The sequence below is a fragment of the Shewanella sp. SM20 genome (genome assembly GCF_025654545.1).
GTDB classification, from domain to species: Bacteria; Pseudomonadota; Gammaproteobacteria; order Enterobacterales; family Shewanellaceae; genus Shewanella; species Shewanella oncorhynchi.
In genome coordinates this window covers 1-18,410 of sequence record NZ_JAKKRK010000036.1, presented here as the reverse complement: position 1 = coordinate 18,410, position 18,410 = coordinate 1, and the positions used below count along the sequence as shown (strand labels likewise).

The window sequence follows — 18,410 nt, the reverse complement described above, 5'->3', positions numbered from 1 at the left end:
TTACACACTAAAGTCGACATAGCGCGCTTGTTGATCACCCAAATATTGCGGCTGAATAAATCCCGTCTCCTGTAAAAGGTCATCCTTCACATATAACTCGCTCTGCAAAGACACATTCATATTCGCGCTAGCACTGATATTTGAAGACTGCTCATTTACATCTTTTGCGGACAAAACATCCGTAGATTGCAAATTGCTAGGGAGCTCATTTGAAGATGCCAGATAAGAAGGCTGAATATTGGCTTGCGACGTCATATCGACACGAGCTGAAGGTCCGGCACTAGCTTGTGCAACCGCGGCATAATAACGGCTTGCAACACTATCGGATCTTGAGATAAAACCCGTCGCTAAATCCGCTGAAGTTGAAGCTTCTCCAAATGCTAAAGTTGCGGTCGGTGGCTCAATCGTTTCCACTGTGGTCGATGTAGTGACTGAGTCACTGATATCAGAAGAGGTTTTCGAACCCGTATCAATGACTCTCGTGTTGACCGTTTGCGCTTCGATCGCTTGTTTTAGCTTATCAAGCGCAGTAGAGGCTGGGGTGAATACAGCCTCTTGGGGCTGAACAATATTACCTGACTCATCAACATCTCCCGTCACCACAGGTGTATGTTTTTCTAACGGTGGCAACTCTTTGATTTGAGCATCCGCGTCTATTAATGTTTGAGCCGTTTGCAAGTCAACAATTTGTTTTTGTCGCTCCTCTGCCAGCATCACCTTAGCTTCATTCATTTTTTGCAAGGCTTCCGCGGCAACACGGATATCCGCTGATGACGGGTCAACAGGAGCCATTGCTGCGGCATAAACTTGCTTCATTTTGTTTATCGTTGCAAGCGGGTCGCCTCCCACAGGAGAGACATCAATCTGCACTTCGCCATCGGTGGCGTAACGTTGGCCATCAGCACCCTTTTCATACTTAAAACTCGGGCTCTGAGCGTATTGTCCTCCGACGGTTGCGTGGGCATGCTCATGGGCTTTAACCTCTGAATCTCGAGTTTTAAGTTCATCGACTTGCTGTTGCTGTTGAGCCTGTACATTTTCTTGGGCTTGTATCTCTTGTTCCTGAGCCTGCTGAACCAGTGATTGCTGCTTTGCCTCTTCCGCTGCTGCTATTTGCTGTTTCCGCGATTCTTCTTCCTGTACTTGCTTTTCAAGCTGATTATCATTTGGGGCAAAGACAGCAGCTAAGACTTGTTGACTATCATCTGGATTAGACGCTGTCGCAGGAGCATCTACAGGACCAGCTTGAGCCTGAGCTTCACCGAAAACTTGAGTAAATTGCTCTAACACAGTCGGTTGAGCAACATCATTGCTAGCTGATTGATCTACGGCTTGCGCAGGGTTTGACTGACCAACAGGACCTGCACTCGTTGCTATACTCTTATTTACAGCACTGTTGATTACAGAATCGGACGCAGTGGGATCAAGTAACGCAGATCCAGTAAAGACAGTTTGTGGTCCAAACACTGCAGCTAAATCAGGCATTATTGGAGAAACATCACCCGTGCTAGATGGATTGAAAGCAGGAATATCAGTACCAGTAGTGCCAATTGATGGACTCAGAGGCGTAAAAATATCAACGGGAATATTGCTCGTTACACTGAGATTTGGACTTATTGTAGCCAAGGAATTTACCCCAAGTCCGCTATTACTCGTACCCGCGACTGGCGAAAATACCTGAGTAGAAATAGGTGCCGCAATCTGTCCCCCGCGTACACCAGAAATGGATCTTGGTCCTGTTAACAAACTAAAACTCGCATCGGCATGTAAGCTAGCTCGATCATTTAACGTATTTACCTGAGGATTGCTCCTTGGCGTTGGTACGGAAAAAGGATCGATCTTGGGTGCTTGGCTTGCACCATTCAGTACAGGAAGTACAGATGCAGCAGTTGATGAAACAGCACTAGAAGCAGCAAAAGACACATTCGGTGATGAGTGGAGATATTGGGAAACGTTAGCAGCTAATGAAGTAATAGGCGTGGCTTGAACTGGAGCAAATGAAGTTCCAGTTACCTGTAGTTCATGGACACCACTCGCTTCAATTTTTGCGGAGCCTGCAGTGTGAGCGCTGGCTCCTTGATAAGTGCTATTAGCTTGACTCTGGCTTAGATTCGAGCTTAGCATCTTATCATGTGCCGAAAATGAAGAGGATGGCGCTCCAACCTTAGGTGATAGCGCCACAACCGACATGATATTTACACCTTAATATTAATGATCGAACCTATCGTTTCAGAATCAGTTTCAATCACTTCTGTTGACGCTTCCCCTTGTCTTAATGACTCATTAGCGGTAAGTAACGCCGAGGTTTTATCAGGCTGCGCAACATCTCTTGTAGATTCAGCCGGAGCCGCACTTTGAGTCGGTGTAGGTTTAGCCACATCTATTGTTGCTTGAGTGAGCCCAGATTGAGCACTTTGCAAGCCTTGCAGACCGGATGAATAAGCAGATTGGATTTGCATAACGGTATTCCTGCACGCTGTGATTAATGGGTCAATTATTGACCAATCACCTGCAAAAGTACAGGTTTTATCCGCATTCTCACCATTTATTTACGGTCTTATTTATCCCGTGATCCAATTGGCTTCCCAATCCTTAAATACGGGATTAAAACCCTGCCTTTGCATCTGTTCGATGACTTGCTCGACGCTGCGATCATCGCTTATCTCAAATTGATCGAGTTGACTGTCGGGTGCTTGATAGCCCCCTGGTTGTGTCGAACTACCCGCACTGATTTGAGTAATTCCAAGTGGCAAAAGATTATCCCTCAGCTCAGGGCTTTCCCTTGTCGACATACTGATATCAAGCTGATGATTAAAAAGTCTAAATGCACAAATCATTTGTACTAAACCTAAATCCGATAGCATAACTTTTGGGGTGATCCCGCCAGTACAAGGCCTTAACCTTGGCAGCGAAATACTAAAGCGAGTGCGCCAATAGCGACGCTCTAAATAGTCAATATGATATCCCATCATTAACGCATCTAAACGCCAATCATCCAGCCCCAGTAACACCCCAAGACCAATTTTATCGACCCCCGCCGCCGCAACTCTGTCAGGTGTTGCTAAACGATAGGCAAAATCCATTTTTTTACCTCGGGAATGGTGACGAGCATAAGTCTCGGGCTGATAGGTCTCCTGATAAATCATCACAGCATCTAAACCTAGCGCGACTAACTGGCGATAATGGTCCTCACTCATGGGTTGGACCTCCATCGCCACATGGCTAAATTGCTGCTTTACCAATGGCAACATTTGCTTAAAATAATCGATACCGACCTTAGTTTCATGCTCACCCGACACCAGTAAAATAGAATCGAACCCCCTATCTTTGATAATGACCATCTCGGCCATCAACTCCTGCTCATTCAAGGTCTTGCGCTTGAGTTTGTTACTCATGCTAAAACCACAGTAATCACATTCATTAGCGCACAGATTTGAGACGTATAGCGGTAAATACATGCCCAGATTCGCGCCAAATCTCTGCCGCGTAAGCGCCGCTGAATGTTGTGCCATGGTTTCGATATAAGGTTCAGCCGCAGGTGATAACAAGGCCAGTAAGCAACGTAAATCCCCTGCTGGACTCACTAACGCCCGCTCGACATCTTGGGCTGTGCAAGAATACAAATCGAGTAACAGTTTATCCCGTGGGATGTTGGTAAATTCCGCTACAAAACTCATTGATTTAAAAATCCCGTCAGAGGACTGGTCTGTACCGCGCCCGTTTGTACTCGGCCAAGCCCTGCTTCAAAGGCCCGTCTGCCGCATTGCACCGCCTCCTTAAAGCACTCGGCCATCACTTTCGGCGACGCGCTGCTGGCGATGGCCGTGTTGACGAGCACCGCATCGGCGCCCAGCTCCATTGCCCGCGCAGCCTGCGAAGGTGCGCCAATGCCGGCATCGATCACCACTGGCACCCGCGCCTGCTCTATGATGATTTTTAAAAAGCTTTCAGTGACTAAACCTTGATTACTGCCAATCGGACTCGCCAGTGGCATAACCGCAGCGCAGCCCACCTCTTCCAAGCGGCGACAGAGCACAGGATCGGCATGCACATAGGGCATCACGATAAAGCCTTTCTCACAGAGGATTCTGGCCGCATCTAAGGTTTCAATCGCATCGGGCATTAGGTACTTAGGGTCTGGATGGATTTCGAGCTTAATCCAATGAGTTCCCAGCATTTCACGGGCAAGCTCAGCCGCAAACACCGCTTCCTTGGCGTTTCTCGCCCCCGAAGTGTTAGGCAATAGCTGTACACCCGCTTGACGTAACGGCATGAGCAAATCATCAAGCCCCATTTTAAAATCAATTCTTTTCATCGCGACTGTCACTAACTGCGATTTTGAAGCCGTTATCGCCTCAAGCATCACTTGGCTATTGCTGAATTTTCCCGTTCCGGTAAATAACCGTGATTCAAACTCCACATCGGCAATCGTTAACATATTAGCCTCCCGCCACTGCTGAAAAAAGTTCTAATTTATCTTCATGTTGGCAGAGAATAGATTGCCAGCGATTGCGCGGAACGACCTCAGCATTCAATACGATAGCAACCGAATCGAGGGCAATATTTTGTGCGAGGATCACAGCCTCGAGTGACGTTGGTTCAGATAACGACTGCGGGATATTGTTTATGTGAATTAAAATCATATCAAACCTCAAGACTATCTTTATTTGATGATAGATAAGCCCCTTTGGGACAACACACGTCACAATGGGGATCCCGCGTTAATGCAGCCGCTGTCCATGAAAGCGATTTAGCGTCAAAGCGCCAAAAACGCCCCAACAAGGCATTTTTCGGTTCATCACCACCGCTATTCACACTCAGCAAGAGTTGCATGGCCACCAAAGATTGCATTGACGCCATCACGCCCACGCTCGGCCCGAGTACGCCTTGGGTACTACAGCTCTGCGACACTCTCGTCTGTGCGGGGAAAATACAGTGATAACAACCACCAGAGGGGAACCGCATTTGGTCGACTGCAAACAATTGACCGCTAAATGCTGCTATTGATGCACTGACTAAAGGTAAAGCAGCTTCGATACAGCAGCGATTAATGGATTGGCGAGTCGCAAAATTATCTGTGCAGTCAAGCACAAGTACTCTTTTACCCTGTTGTTTTAATTGTAAAACCTCAGCGAAGTGATGAGCTGATGTCTCAGCACTAAATACTGTTTCATAGGCAGTAACAGTGCACTGCGGCGCTAAATGATTAAGTTTTTTCTTGGCAACTCGCGCCTTATTAAGTCCAATATCAGCATCGTTGAATAGCAATTGTCTTGGTAGATTCGAAACTTCAACCTTATCCATGTCGATTAAGGTCAAGTTGCCAATGCCAGCACAAGCCAGATACTGCGCCGCCAATTGCCCTAAGCCGCCAAGCCCTACAATAACAACGCTGGCGTCGACCAATTGCAATTGCCCTGCCTCACCGACCTCTGGCAATAAGACTTGCCGAGAATAACGGATGAAATTGGCATCACTGAGTGTATGAGCGCTTTGTGTTCCGTCGCAAAGAACCTCTGCGTGAGAAAGCGGTGGTTTTTCACTCATGCTTTGCATCCAACTCATGCTTTACAGCCAGTTCATCAGACAAGCTACATTGCTCCCAAGCTTGGCTCAGCTCTGCGAACGCTGCTAACGGATCCTTAGCTTTCGTTATTGCGCGCACCACAGCAATATTGACTACCCCAGTAGCTTTCACCTTTGCCAGATTATCTAAGTCGATGCCGCCAATGGCGACCAAGGGATAATGGTCTTGGAGTAACGCCACATAGTGCTTAAGTTTTGCGAGCCCTTGGGGCGCCGAAGGCATTTGCTTCGTCGTGGTTGGGAATATATGCCCAAGCGCTATGTAGGATGGCGAGTATTGATGCGCCAATAGCAACTCGAAATAACTGTGGCTGGATAGACCTAACGCGAGTCCAGCGGCTTGAATGGCCGCTAAGTCGGTAACGGCGAGATCTTCTTGGCCTAAATGTACCCCAAAGGCATGGTATTTTATCGCTAACTGCCAGTGATCATTGATAAAAAGCTGCGCATTAAAATGCTTGCCTAAGGCAATAGCCGTTTGAATTTTTGCCTCTAATTCAGAGCCAATTAACTCAGGTTCGCCTGACTTAGATTTGCCTGACTCACATCTACCTAGCGCTGACTTACCTGAATCAGATTCGGCTAACACTGCAGCAGTTGACTCGCTTGAATCGGTTTTTATCCGTAACTGCACGGTTTTAACGCCGGCAACTAACAAACTCTCCAACATGGTTAAATCACTCACCACGGGATAAACACCAAGATCGGCATCGAGCACTTTAAAACCGTGGGATAAAATATTTTGAGCTGGCGTCGAGGTTGTATTCACCAGAACCGCTTCGGGTAAGTCATGACCAGCATGGCTGTCTTGGTCAATGTCAATACCATCACACAGCCTTATCTTTGCATAGCGGGACAAGTCATTGGGCCACCCCGTGCGGGCCAACGGCCCTGGACCTTGCCCTAAACCAATCGCCGAGCTTAAGCCTTGACTCACATAGGCTTTTGCAACAACCACCGCATCTTGCAATACAAAACCCTGCGCTAACACGGCGGCAATGGCCGATGACAAAGTACAGCCGCTACCATGGTTATGACGAGTATTAACCCGCGGGCTTGCCAACCAGAAACGCCCATTTTGATGCAGCTCAGAGCTAGCGCGTACTTGATGGCAAACCAGATAATCCTCAGCAAGCCCATGATCCCAGCCGTTGCTATCGAGAGTGCTAACATTAACGTTAGCCTGAGTTTGAGCATGAGTGTTATCGTGAGTTTTAGCATGAGTATCATCAAGAATATCAGTGCTACCACTCACATCGCCCCCTTTAGCGAGCACACTGCAATCTAAACTCTGGGATAAAGCCTGTGCTGCAGCAGCGAATTGTGCTTTCGTTGAAACATCACTGTGAGTTAACCGCCCAAGTTCAAGCACATTGGGCGTGATAAGTTCGATTAAGCCTTTGAAAGGATTAAAATCTAAGGCTGATTTGGCCGTATTTTTTATATCCTGACAGTTATCTACTGCTAATGCATCGCCACAACTGGCGACCATCACAGGATCGACAATCACAGGCACGGTTGGATAGTGGCTTTTAAAACTCGCCAGCCAATCTGCCAATAATGCGACTTGAGATTGATCCGCCAGTAAACCGATTTTAATCGCTTTGGGCGGCAAATCGGAAAGTAAAGTCGTCAGCTGCGCCATTAACATCGCCGCCGATACGGGTTCGACTAAAGTGACCGCCACTGAGCTTTGCGCCGTCACTGTGGTGATCACGCTGCAACCGTGACACCCTAAATCTTGAATTGTCGCTAAGTCCGCCTGAATACCGGCACCACCGCCACTGTCTGAACCGGCTATAGTCCAAACAATCGCGGGGCGAGCGGTATTCATGGACGCATTATCCCCATGAATACCCAGCATAATTAGGCTTCCTCAGCTTCGGCGACAAGCTTGTCTTTTACCTGCTTGTCTATCACCTGATAAAGCTCGGCGCCCGAGGCGGTAAATTCTGCCGATTTTAGCGCCATTGCCGCTTCCAACTCCTGCGGCGTCTTGATTGTGACTTGCATGGCTTGGGCAGCCGCTTCAACTTGCTCCGCTTTCGCTTGTGCCGCCTCTAAGCCAGCGGCATAGGCACGTACATCTTGGGTGATTTTCATCGAACAAAATTTAGGGCCGCACATAGAGCAAAAATGCGCGACTTTAGCGGATTCCTGCGGTAAAGATTCATCGTGATAAGCACGCGCGGTTTCAGGATCGAGTCCTAAATTATATTGATCTTCCCAGCGGAATTCGAACCGCGCCTTTGCCAGCGCATTGTCACGAATTTGCGCACTCGGATGACCTTTGGCCACATCGGCGGCGTGGGCAGCAATCTTATAAGCAATCAAACCTTGCTTAACATCTTGTTTATTCGGTAATCCTAAGTGTTCTTTTGGCGTGACATAACACAACATAGCGCAGCCGTACCAAGCGATCATGGCCGCGCCTATGCCGGAGGTGAAATGATCATACCCAGGGGCGATATCGGTGATTTGCGGGCCAAGCGTGTAAAACGGCGCTTCATCGCAGTGAGCTAACTGCTTGTCCATGTTCTCTTTAATGAGCTGCATCGGGATATGTCCCGGCCCTTCGATAATGGTTTGTACGTCGTATTCCCATGCGATTTTGACTAGCTCACCTAAGGTTTCAAGCTCTGCAAACTGGGCGGCATCATTGGCGTCGGCAATTGAGCCTGGACGCATACCATCACCTAAAGACAGGGATACATCGTAGGCAACGCAAAGCTCACAGATCTCACGAAAATGGCTGTAGAGGAAGTTTTCCTTATGATGGCTCAAGCACCATTTGGCCATGATTGAACCGCCGCGGGAAACGATCCCAGTAACGCGTTTAGCCGTCATCGGCACATAACGTAGCAGTACACCAGCATGAATCGTAAAGTAATCAACACCTTGCTCAGATTGTTCAATCAAGGTATCGCGGAACACTTCCCAGGTTAAATCCTCTGCCACGCCGTTCACTTTCTCCAGCGCTTGATAAATCGGCACAGTGCCGATGGGCACCGGTGAGTTACGGATGATCCACTCACGGGTCTCGTGAATATAACGACCCGTGGATAAATCCATGACAGTATCTGCGCCCCAACGGGTAGACCAAACGAGCTTTTCCACTTCTTCCTCGATGGAAGAGGTCACCGCAGAATTACCAATATTGGCATTCACTTTCACCAGAAAGTTACGCCCGATGATCATAGGTTCGGCTTCGGGATGGTTAATATTCAGCGGAATTATCGCGCGGCCACGGGCAACTTCGGCGCGGACAAATTCGGCGGTAATCGGTTCACCAACTAAGGCACCAAAGGCTTCGCCCTTGGCTTTACGATTGAGGATTTCATCCTGTACTTGCGCAAGTGCCATATTCTCACGGATCGCCACATATTCCATTTCGGGAGTGATAATCCCTTGACGGGCATAGTGTAATTGACTGACGCGTTTGCCCTGCAGCGCTCTGCGTGGGCGGACAATCGCACTCGAACCTGCCTCAAAACGCAGATGGTCTAAACCGTCATCGGCGAGCCTTTGTTGGGTAAAATCCGATGTAGCGCAGGGTAATTGCTCTGTATCGTTGCGGGCTAGGATCCAGTTTTGTCTTAATTTACCAAGGCCGAGGCGCACATTGATGTCGGCCTCAGGATCGGAATAAGGTCCGGCGCAATCATACACGCGGATTGGCGGATTTTTTTCCATGATAGGCGCATCATCTGTACCGCCCACCAGCGTATCCGTCTGCATAATTTGTCGCATGCCAACGCGAATATCGGCACTAGAGCCTTCGAGGTAAATCTTTTGTGAATTAGGATGTTGCAGTGGCGCTAACGTATCAATAAAGGCTTGGGCCTGCGCACGGGTTTCGCGGCGACTCGGCGCCTTAGGCACGATTGATTGACTAGACTCAGCCGATTTATTAGCCACTGTCGATTTATTAGGGATTGTCGATTCTGGCGCTGTGATTTCTATAGCATTGGCAGCTACAGCTGGGTTTGAACTGGACATAAGCAATCTCACGTTAAAAAATGGAGTTGCTTGTCTGGAGAATTGAGTTGTTGATAGCTGGGCATGGCAATCAATTTTTGTGGCCAACACTGGCTTCAAAAATTGAGTTACCCTGCTCAATAACAATTAAATCTCAACATTAAGGCTTAAAACACTGCTGAGTTAACAGGTGTTCAAGCCGTCTATTTTGGCGATTTAATATGTGTTATTACGCTTGTTTCCTTCGCAGGTTTTAACCTGATCAGGTTCAACGGATCCCGAATAAACGGTCTCAGCCAAGAGGCACTCCGACAAGATGAGTGCGCAGTATAGACAGAAGCGGCAGCAACAAACAAGGAAAAAAGCAATTAAAAACCTTAACTACCAATCCAAAATAAAGATTCATAATTCATTGTTTTTAATTGATTAAATTAAATAAAACTAAAAAGTTATAACTAGCATGAAAATAGATCATAAAAGAAAGTCACTATTTATGGGGTTTGAGCATCATTTTATTTAATTGAGATTGAATGGCATCATCAATAGCTTGATTGATTTTTTTGCCACTGCAGTCAAATGAGAAGCCTAAATTTTCGGCGTAAGGATTAACTTGAGTGCCGACTTGTACCACGCGATAACAAGTATCCCCTTTACGCACAATACGATTTGGGTCTAAGGGTAAATCTAGACTCGTTGTGCCACCGAAATCATCAGCATTAGGGACAAATAGCACCTCCATCTCTGGGCTCATTTCACTCATATTCGATTTCCGGGTGAACTTATCGGCCTGTTCAATGACGAGATCATCGAGCGCTTGCTCGCGCTGACGTTCAAAATATTGCTGCGTGAATAAACTCATGCTTGAGCTTGTCGCTATTGTGCTCTCACCTTCTGCTGCAGGCGAGCTCTTAGCGCCAAGCTGCGGCTTTAATTCTGAGGTATCCAACGTATTCGTTGGTTTTGTTGCCATCGTTTCAGTGGGTTGTTCATCACTTGGGGCAATTGATTGAGTTTTCTTTGATTGAGATTGGCTCGATTGAGTGATGTTCGGTTTAACCGTATCTGGGTTCACTTTTTCCGACTCTACTTTTTCAGAGACGGCCTTTTCGGGTGCTATTGTTTCAGGCATGACCTTTTCAAGTATTGGCAGAGGCTTCACTTGAGTTTGAGGTGTGGGAACAATTGTAGGCGTAACAGAACTTGTCGCTTCAGTCTTATCCTCGGCCTTGATCTCAGTTTTGGACTCCGAGGTTTCGGCTTTCTCTACCGCGGGAGCATAAATAAAGTAAGCCTTGATCGCTGTCACTTTAGGACCACGGCTTTCTATTTCCTTCAATCCAAAGGGATTTAACTGCGGGCGCCACAACATGCAGATAAGTAAAAATAAACACGCATGCACTAAGAACACAAAAAATAACAGACTTAATTCTTTGATATACGGCTGACGAGCACGCAAAACTGATCCCGTACCCAATCCCTGAGCACTAGTTTGTATCGTCCTAGACAGTTCAGGTTTGGATTCAGATTCAGATTCAGATTCAGAAACCAATTTATCTTGATCTTGATTTTCAGCACGGATTTCTTGCAGTACCAAATCTTGGGCTTGCTCTTGGTCTATAGCTTGGGTGTCATGCTCAGTGACTAAAAAGCCTGCACCGCTATTGAACGCTAATGGCTCCGCATTAGTGGTAAAAACAGGCGTTTGAGCAGCATCCAGTTCACCGAGCTGATGATCAAAGGCGATAAAAGTCTCACCTTCTGGCGATGTGACCGAAATCAGCAAAGCACTATCGACATCATCTCCAATCGCTATCGCTGTAGGAGATGCTGTCAATAAATGCGCGGCCTTGGGTTGATGTTGAAAAGGCAAAATCCATCCTTAGGTTTTGTATAGTATCCATTGATTTCAATGATGCTTAACGTGGAACGATTACACTCAAATCCAATATCAATCCAATATCGAGTTGCTGAATATTGAAAGCAAATTATCCAATGATTGCATTTACTTGCGAGTGCCCAACGCAGATTAGAGGAGGCAAACAGGGTAAAGTTCAACGCGAATACAACACGCGACAAGCGCAGTGCTTACGCCAATGCTTGATAAGACACTTGTCAATTGAGACAAATAAGGCTGGGAATTGAGATCACAATCGCGCTAAATTGAATGTTAAATCTCACGTCTTGAAGCGAGTAGCATCATCAATGCGATGCACTGATGGGAGTGCAAGACGGCGTTAAAAATCTAAAAGATGAAAAATAGAAGCCAACCATAAATTTAAGCTTACAAGTGTACGCTTAAATATGGTGATTTATTTTTCTAACTGATAGACTCAGTCATTATCGTTTACGAGTGTGTATCTACCATGTCGAGTCAAAGTGTTACCGAACAGCCAAACACAGTTAAAAACCTGGTAAAATCTGGACCATATAGTATCAAAGAAGAGATCGCTAACAGTGTATCCCATGGCCTAGGTGTCATTGCGGGGATTGTGGCATTGGTCCTCATGCTGCTTAAAGGTCAAGATCACCTAACGCCAATTCAACTTACGGGCGTAACCATTTATGGTGCGAGCATCATAGTGCTTTTCCTATGCTCGACGTTATATCACAGCGTTAGCCATTCAGGCTGGAAACATAAACTGAAGATCGCCGATCACTGCGCTATTTACTGTTTAATTGCAGGGACTTACACACCTTTGATGCTGATAAGCTTACAAGGCACGCAGTCGATAGTGATTTTAACGGCCATTTGGTCGCTTGCAATTGGTGGGATCCTATTTAAGACACTGTTTATTCACAAATTCAAAAAGTTAAGCTTAGTCTTGTATCTCGCTATGGGTTGGCTATGTGTCACTGTGATGGGCGATTTAACGGCGGCGATGTCAGAGGTAGGCTTTAATCTATTAATCTTAGGCGGGTTATTTTACACCTTAGGAGTGGTGTTCTACGTCGGTAAACGCATTCCATTCAACCATGCCATTTGGCATTTATTTGTGCTCGGCGGTGCCATGAGCCACTTTCTGTGTATATATCTGACTGTTATTTAAATGATTATGATTTAACTGATGGTGATTTAACTGGCTCTGATTTAAATGACTATGACTTAACAGATGGTGATTTATCTATGGGTCAAAGCTAAAAGTCGTTAATTATCTATTCATGCACTTCCTCAAACGTTCTCTCGAACATCGCAATCAAGTACGGCTATTCAATTCAGTAAACAGCGACGCTAATACCGTCGCTTGTTCTGCTCTGCCACAGTGCCGCCAAAGCGCAATAATACATTCTGCGGTACACAAGCCCCCTTCTTGCTGATTACGCCGCAATATAAAGGCGGATTCAGGCATAAGTGGCGGCAAACTGACTCGTGCAGCCGTTTTAAGATAGGGGCTCTGGCGCAGCATCTTACGCGCCTCCTGCCAAGTCGCATCTAAAATCACCACTTGGTTCGGCATTCGTTGTGCTGCTATGACTGTAGATTGCGCAGGCACTAACAAGGCTTGTGCGTTCGAGAGCGCTGGCTCAGCTAAATTCGTCTCTAAGGGGTTAATATCAGTGGGCATAGCAAACTCAGTATCACTTGCAGGAAACAACAGCTTGGCTTGCTGGGATGCGAGCATTGCCACTAAATCGTTATCAGGTGCCGTTCTCGACCAGATGATGCTTTTCACCTCTTCAGGGAATGCGGCTAACGCAAGTTGGCCAGTATTCGTTTTGCGAGTTAACTCACGTTCGTGGGTCAATAAAATAATCTGCATTGTCTTCCTTGCTGCGGCAAAAGAATGAGAAATTGTCTTAAACATCCACTGAGTCAGGCACAGACTCGAAGCACATCCACTTAAAAAATCAGGTTAAAATAACGGCGTTCAATCGCCAATAAACCAAGAAAACTAAGTTTGACATGAAATAAAATCATAGTTTAAAGTTATGATTTAAAATGATAAAACTTAAAAAAATTCCAACACTATCTTTTTTAGCAAAAAAGTTTCACGCTCTATTGATTGGCCTTTATGGGGATGATTACGCTGAATATCTTCATTATGGGCGATTGCTTGATGAATATTGAGCCATTGAGGTCGCATGCCATTTTTAATCTCGTGGGCTTCTAATCGAGTCTCACCTAAACCACGCTCGCCCAAGGTGGTGTCGATACGGCACACATAACAGAATGACTCCATGTGCACCGCGTTCGCCCCCTCACGGTACCAAGGTCGAAACTCTTCATAGCGACCAAAGGGCGCTAACACTTGAATGTCTAAGGCACCGGTTTCTTCCTGTAGCTCGCGGATCAGTCCATCTTCAAGACTCTCGCCATCGTCAATTCCGCCGCCGGGTAAGCTATAGTCGCGGTATTTTTGGGTATAAAGTAGCAAAATATCTTCACCCGATAACACTATCGCGCGGGCAGCTCTGCGATAAAAAACGCGGGCCGTCTGTAGGTTAACCGCAGGATCTTGGGTGGTTCTCAATAAACGCATCGTCGTAGCCATTTGCCGAAAAGGAGTCGCAGCATAAACGAAAATGCACCAAATGCAGATCAAAAACTGCCACAGAGGCAATAATCACACTCAGTCCAGTCCGAGTGATTAATAGATTTTAACGATTACAAGATTGATTGTTAACGGTTTATGCTAAAATCGTTTTGCCCATAATATTAACAACGAGATCGCGATGCATCATCTCTTTCGCCTGATCCTCATCTTTGGTTCTCATCTTAGTTCTCAGCGTAATCCCCAAGCGGCAAAAATGCTCAAGAACATTCAAGCTCACTCATACTCACTCAAGAGCTGGGCCAATTGCTGCTGATAGGCGTGAATAATTTCAGGAGTTTGCTTGTGCGCCGGCATGCGTTGGTAATGGCCAATCAGCTGCGACAGGTAGCGTTGTGCTCGCGGCAGGTTTGCTTCATCTAATGTCTGCCACATTAACGACCCCGTAGCAGTGATAGATAGACCATTTGGAGCAGCGATTGTACTGACATGGAGGATTTCGTAGAAACGTTGATTCTCTTCCAATAAGTGTTCCGACTTAAGCCCTAGCCCTAAGGCCGAAAGTGATTGCCTGACATAGTAATTATGATGCACGGGACACAAAATAAATTCGAGGGGCCGCAGTGGGTGTTTGGCTAGAATTGCCCGCACTAATTCCACCAGCAATTCACCACCCACGCCAGCGATGATAATCAACTGTTTATCATTGTCACTGGTTTGCGCGAGCGGTAAAGTCGCGACATCAAGGCAATGCACTTGCCACTGACTATGACGACTTAAATTGGGGTCTATGTCTGGGTTTAAGTTTGGATCTAAGTGTGGATTAAGGCCTGATATGTCAGCGGGAAAGAAACGTTGTAAACGCAGTTCAAGCGCCTGCATTAGCGAAGGGACACAATCAACAAAATGTACGTGGCGGGCAGCGCTCCTTTCTAGCAACAGCATACCAAGCAAACCATGATCGCAGCAGCAATCCCAAATATGATCGTAATAACCTGTGATCATGCTGTTTATCTGTTGTAAACGTTGGCTAATTTTCACGGTTTGACCTTACTACTGCGGCTCCAAATACTGTAAATCCCACTGTAAATCCCACGCTAAATTGCATTTTTAAGCAAAAAGAAAGCGCGCAGTTTACCCGAGTCAAAAGCAAACCACATCTTTTGTTCGTGCCCTCGCAATGCTTCTCGTCACGTCTGTCACGCCACGCCTTAATGTGGTGAATACGTATGCAGGCCGTTGCGGTTAAAAAGCCATCGCCACTAGTATGCTGTGAGTCACATTCATTATAAAAACAAGGATCAAGGAATGTTCATCAAGACCAACCCTATTCAGTTCACTCGCAGCGACTTAACTGCCCGTCACGTAACAGACTGCCACTTAACAAACAGCCACACTCGCCAGTGCTCATCGCGACAAAAGCTATCGCAAGCGCTATTAAGCCCTACAGCTATCGCCCTTGCGGTCACGAGTCTTTTTAGTGCCAACGTATTTGCCAAAACCGTTATCGTCAGCTCACCCAACCAACAAATTCAAATCAGCTTGAGTGATGATACTGGCCGCCCCGAATATAAAATCGATTTTCACGGCAAGACAGTCATAGAACCGAGCCGCTTAGGCTTAGTTTTTCAATCCCTTGGCGAACTCGGTCAAGGATTACAGATAAAAAGCAGCGATAAACAAAGTGCCGATGAAAAGTGGCAACAACCTTGGGGCGAACAGGAATGGATCCGCGATCAACACAATCAACTGACTGCTGTATTAAGTAATGGCAAGGTGCAACTCGAAATCGAATTTAAAGCCTTTGACGATGGGATTGGCTTTCGCTATCACTTAGCCCAACAAGCAGCCCTGCCCGCCAATTCGCCGCTATCCATCACTGACGAGTTAACCGAGTTCAATGTCGGCAAGAGCGATAAAGCCACAGCATGGTGGATCCCTGCCCGCGGCTGGAATCGCTACGAATATTTATATCGCACCACAGCGCTTAAAGACGTCGATAGAGCCCATACCCCATTCACCTTTAAACTCGCAGACGGTACGCACTTAAGTATCCACGAAGCCGCCTTGGTGGACTTTGCCGCCATGACCTTAGATCAACAGCGCGATGGCAAACTTAAGGCCGATCTCACGCCTTGGTCCGACGGTATTCGCGTCAAAACCCAAGTGGGTTTTTATACGCCGTGGCGCACCATTCAAATTGCCGACAAAGCAACTGGGTTGCTCAATTCGCACCTCATCCTAAACCTCAATGAACCCAATAAACTCGGCGATGTTACTTGGGTAAAACCAGGGAAATACGTCGGTATTTGGTGGGGAATGCACTTAAACGAAAATACCTGGGGCTCGGGCCCAACCCACGGCGCCACCACCAGTGAAACAAAGCGTTATATGGATTTTGCCGCTAAATATCAGTTTGATGGCGTACTGGTAGAAGGTTGGAATGAAGGTTGGGATGGCGACTGGTTCCACAACGGCGACCAATTTAGCTTTACTAAGGCCTATGCTGATTTCGATCTGCCCGCCATCACAGCATACGGAGCAAAACAAAATGTACGTTTAATCGGCCACCATGAAACAGCGGGTTCAGTCACGCATTATCGCGAGCAAATGGCAGATGCCTTCGCCCTGTATGAGCAGCACGGTGTTACTCAAGTCAAGACAGGCTATGTCGCCGATGGTGGCCAAATCAAGCGCATCGATGACAAAGGCATTACCCGTCACGAGTGGCACGACGGCCAGTTTATGGTCGGTGAGTATTTGCACAATGTCACTGAAGCAGCGAAACACCATATCAGTATCAATACCCACGAGCCGATTAAAGACACAGGCCTGCGCCGAACCTATCCGAACTGGATCTCCCGCGAAGGTGCCCGCGGCCAAGAGTATAATGCTTGGGGTAGCCCACCAAACAGCCCTGAACACACGGCCATGTTACCCTTTACCCGCATGCTTGCGGGTCCAATGGACTTTACCCCGGGAATTTTTGACTTAGCGCCCAAGGGGTTGGATGCTGAAAATCGTGTGCAAACCACATTGACCAAACAGCTCGCCTTGTACGTTGTGCTCTATAGCCCAATCCAAATGGCAGCGGATCTGCCGCGCAATTATGAAAAGCACTTAGATGCCTTCCAATTTATCCGCGATGTGCCCACAGATTGGTATCAAAGTGTCGCGCTGGCCGGTGAAGTCGGTGACTATGTGGTCTTTGCTCGCCAAGCGAAGGATCAAGGTGATTGGTACTTAGGCGCACTCACGGATGAAACCGCACGCAAGGTCACGGTCAAACTGGATTTCCTCTCCCCGAATAAACGTTATCAAGCACAAATTTACCGCGATGGCGCAAAAGCCGATTGGAAAACCAACCCCTATGATTATGTGATAGAAACAAAAGAGGTGAGTGCTAAAGATAGCCTAAACCTCGCACTCGCCAGCAGTGGCGGCACGGCAATAAGGTTCAAAGTGCTTTAGGTTTAGTACTTTAAATTCAGAATTTTAGGTTTAACTCTTTAAATTCAGCATGTTAACGTTAGCGCGTTAACTGAGTGTTTGAGCGAGTGTAAAAATACAGAGTAAACAACAGAAAGTCACCAAGGATGTACCTTGTCCTTGGTGACTTTTTATTGCCAGATAGGACCTATTTATCCCAATACAAAACGTAAAAGTTAATCCTCCTCGAAGCATCTTAACTGATGTTGGCGTAAATTCAGTTCGTGCCTAGGCCGACAAATCAGCATGAACCGAATACACAGGCTTTAAATACCCTCGCAAACTAGCCAACACCACAGACTGTTCAATCCAGCCCAAGGCAAATGCGTACAACCAACACAGGTGCAAAAATGCCTCCGTTAGATTAATCTGACCTTCCTTTACTTGCTTATGGTGCTCAGCTTGCGATATCGGGCAAATTTATTAGAAATGCGCAGCTTTAAACGTTTCGAAACTGAACTCGCGCACTTAGGCTTTAGCCATTTCCAACCCTTAGCGCCACTTCGCCCTTGGGTGCTTCATTTGCGCGTTGCGATTAATTTACCGCAGAGCATTGAACAGACATTTTATCCAGACGGCGGCACTAGCCTGCATTTCTATTTCCCAACTCAAACACTCAGTGCTGAAGGATCCCCTCATAAATCAGCCATAGCATAGCCATATTTGAGCAACTGATTGGCGAATAATACCCAGGCCGCCAGCAATTCTTTCTCCGTGATTTGATAATCAGGCCGCCTGAGTACCTCCAATCCCAAGCGAATCGTTGAGAGTACCGTTCGATGCCCAATGGTATTGGCCTGAAAATGCTTATCCCAGCCCTGTTGCTGTGCGTGTAAACCAACTAGCCACAACAGGCATTGAACCATC

13 protein-coding genes, 3 pseudogenes and 1 riboswitch are annotated in these 18,410 nt (G+C 46.8%); of the genes and pseudogenes, 3 read left to right on the top strand and 13 right to left on the bottom strand.

Annotated elements, in window-relative coordinates:
• The 9 genes from L5M18_RS15220 to L5M18_RS15180 all read right to left on the bottom strand — a co-directional run bounded on the left by L5M18_RS15220 (window position 1) and on the right by L5M18_RS15180 (window position 11,434).
• Window positions 1–2,190, bottom strand: coding sequence for a putative metalloprotease CJM1_0395 family protein (locus L5M18_RS15220; RefSeq protein WP_263197594.1), 2,190 nt, complete (start codon window positions 2,188–2,190; stop codon window positions 1–3).
• Between the two features lie 5 nt (window positions 2,191–2,195).
• Window positions 2,196–2,459 carry a chemotaxis protein gene (locus L5M18_RS15215; RefSeq protein ID WP_105252574.1) on the bottom strand — a complete coding sequence of 88 codons (264 nt, stop codon included), beginning with the start codon at window positions 2,457–2,459 and terminating at the stop codon, window positions 2,196–2,198.
• 102 nt (window positions 2,460–2,561) lie between these two features.
• Entirely contained in the window at window positions 2,562–3,677 is a 1,116-nt protein-coding gene (gene thiH, locus L5M18_RS15210; protein WP_263197593.1) for a 2-iminoacetate synthase ThiH, read from the bottom strand.
• Window positions 3,674–4,438 (bottom strand): thiazole synthase, encoded by a 765-nt coding sequence (locus L5M18_RS15205; protein WP_263197592.1) that lies wholly within the window; start codon window positions 4,436–4,438, stop codon window positions 3,674–3,676. The genes thiH and L5M18_RS15205 overlap by 4 nt, the downstream gene beginning before the upstream one ends.
• A 1-nt stretch (window position 4,439) precedes the next feature.
• Window positions 4,440–4,643, bottom strand: coding sequence for a sulfur carrier protein ThiS (gene thiS / locus L5M18_RS15200; RefSeq protein WP_014610604.1), 204 nt, complete (start codon window positions 4,641–4,643; stop codon window positions 4,440–4,442).
• A gap of 1 nt (window position 4,644) precedes the next feature.
• Window positions 4,645–5,547 (bottom strand): HesA/MoeB/ThiF family protein, encoded by a 903-nt coding sequence (locus tag L5M18_RS15195; RefSeq protein WP_263197590.1) that lies wholly within the window; start codon window positions 5,545–5,547, stop codon window positions 4,645–4,647.
• Window positions 5,540–7,450, bottom strand: a complete 1,911-nt coding sequence (locus tag L5M18_RS15190) for a bifunctional hydroxymethylpyrimidine kinase/phosphomethylpyrimidine kinase (RefSeq protein WP_263197588.1) — start codon at window positions 7,448–7,450, stop codon at window positions 5,540–5,542. Before L5M18_RS15190 ends, L5M18_RS15195 begins: the two co-directional genes overlap by 8 nt.
• Before the next feature lie 2 nt (window positions 7,451–7,452).
• Complete coding sequence (gene thiC / locus L5M18_RS15185) at window positions 7,453–9,585, bottom strand: phosphomethylpyrimidine synthase ThiC (RefSeq protein ID WP_263197587.1); 2,133 nt, start codon at window positions 9,583–9,585, stop codon at window positions 7,453–7,455.
• Between the two features lie 201 nt (window positions 9,586–9,786).
• Window positions 9,787–9,885: riboswitch (TPP riboswitch) on the bottom strand.
• A gap of 166 nt (window positions 9,886–10,051) precedes the next feature.
• Window positions 10,052–11,434 (bottom strand): hypothetical protein, encoded by a 1,383-nt coding sequence (locus L5M18_RS15180; protein ID WP_263197586.1) that lies wholly within the window; start codon window positions 11,432–11,434, stop codon window positions 10,052–10,054.
• Between the two features lie 493 nt (window positions 11,435–11,927).
• Here L5M18_RS15180 and trhA point away from each other — a divergent pair, with 493 nt between their 5' ends.
• Complete coding sequence (trhA, locus tag L5M18_RS15175) at window positions 11,928–12,611, top strand: PAQR family membrane homeostasis protein TrhA (RefSeq protein ID WP_131524085.1); 684 nt, start codon at window positions 11,928–11,930, stop codon at window positions 12,609–12,611.
• A 147-nt stretch (window positions 12,612–12,758) separates the two neighbouring features.
• Here the strand turns inward: trhA and L5M18_RS15170 are convergent, their stop codons facing one another.
• The 3 genes and pseudogenes from L5M18_RS15170 to L5M18_RS15160 form a co-directional block, all read right to left on the bottom strand.
• Window positions 12,759–13,367: a tRNA-uridine aminocarboxypropyltransferase gene (locus tag L5M18_RS15170; RefSeq protein WP_263197585.1), complete on the bottom strand. Its 609-nt coding sequence runs from the start codon at window positions 13,365–13,367 to the stop codon at window positions 12,759–12,761.
• 144 nt (window positions 13,368–13,511) lie between these two features.
• Window positions 13,512–14,042 (bottom strand): NUDIX hydrolase, encoded by a 531-nt coding sequence (locus tag L5M18_RS15165; RefSeq protein WP_263197583.1) that lies wholly within the window; start codon window positions 14,040–14,042, stop codon window positions 13,512–13,514.
• A gap of 272 nt (window positions 14,043–14,314) precedes the next feature.
• A pseudogene (locus L5M18_RS15160) lies at window positions 14,315–15,095 on the bottom strand (tRNA (adenine(22)-N(1))-methyltransferase).
• 267 nt (window positions 15,096–15,362) lie between these two features.
• On the opposite strand from L5M18_RS15160, the gene L5M18_RS15155 reads away from it, so the two are divergent.
• Window positions 15,363–17,525: a glycoside hydrolase family 97 protein gene (locus tag L5M18_RS15155; RefSeq protein WP_263197581.1), complete on the top strand. Its 2,163-nt coding sequence runs from the start codon at window positions 15,363–15,365 to the stop codon at window positions 17,523–17,525.
• Window positions 17,526–17,933: 408 nt separating this feature from the next.
• Window positions 17,934–18,164: pseudogene (locus L5M18_RS15150) on the top strand (AraC family transcriptional regulator); the annotation flags it as partial.
• A gap of 14 nt (window positions 18,165–18,178) precedes the next feature.
• Here L5M18_RS15150 and L5M18_RS15145 read toward each other — a convergent pair.
• A pseudogene (locus L5M18_RS15145) lies at window positions 18,179–18,410 on the bottom strand (IS4 family transposase); the annotation flags it as partial.

Coding starts and splice junctions, on each gene's coding strand:
- L5M18_RS15155 (WP_263197581.1), top strand. CDS start 15,363: ATGTTCATCAAGACCAACCCTATTCAGTTCACTCGCAGCGACTTAACT.
- L5M18_RS15215 (WP_105252574.1), bottom strand. CDS start 2,459: ATGCAAATCCAATCTGCTTATTCATCCGGTCTGCAAGGCTTGCAAAGT.
- trhA (WP_131524085.1), top strand. CDS start 11,928: ATGTCGAGTCAAAGTGTTACCGAACAGCCAAACACAGTTAAAAACCTG.
- L5M18_RS15205 (WP_263197592.1), bottom strand. CDS start 4,438: ATGTTAACGATTGCCGATGTGGAGTTTGAATCACGGTTATTTACCGGA.
- L5M18_RS15170 (WP_263197585.1), bottom strand. CDS start 13,367: ATGTTTAAGACAATTTCTCATTCTTTTGCCGCAGCAAGGAAGACAATG.
- L5M18_RS15165 (WP_263197583.1), bottom strand. CDS start 14,042: ATGCGTTTATTGAGAACCACCCAAGATCCTGCGGTTAACCTACAGACG.
- L5M18_RS15220 (WP_263197594.1), bottom strand. CDS start 2,190: ATGTCGGTTGTGGCGCTATCACCTAAGGTTGGAGCGCCATCCTCTTCA.
- L5M18_RS15190 (WP_263197588.1), bottom strand. CDS start 7,450: ATGCTGGGTATTCATGGGGATAATGCGTCCATGAATACCGCTCGCCCC.
- thiH (WP_263197593.1), bottom strand. CDS start 3,677: ATGAGTTTTGTAGCGGAATTTACCAACATCCCACGGGATAAACTGTTA.
- L5M18_RS15195 (WP_263197590.1), bottom strand. CDS start 5,547: ATGAGTGAAAAACCACCGCTTTCTCACGCAGAGGTTCTTTGCGACGGA.
- thiC (WP_263197587.1), bottom strand. CDS start 9,585: ATGTCCAGTTCAAACCCAGCTGTAGCTGCCAATGCTATAGAAATCACA.
- thiS (WP_014610604.1), bottom strand. CDS start 4,643: ATGATTTTAATTCACATAAACAATATCCCGCAGTCGTTATCTGAACCA.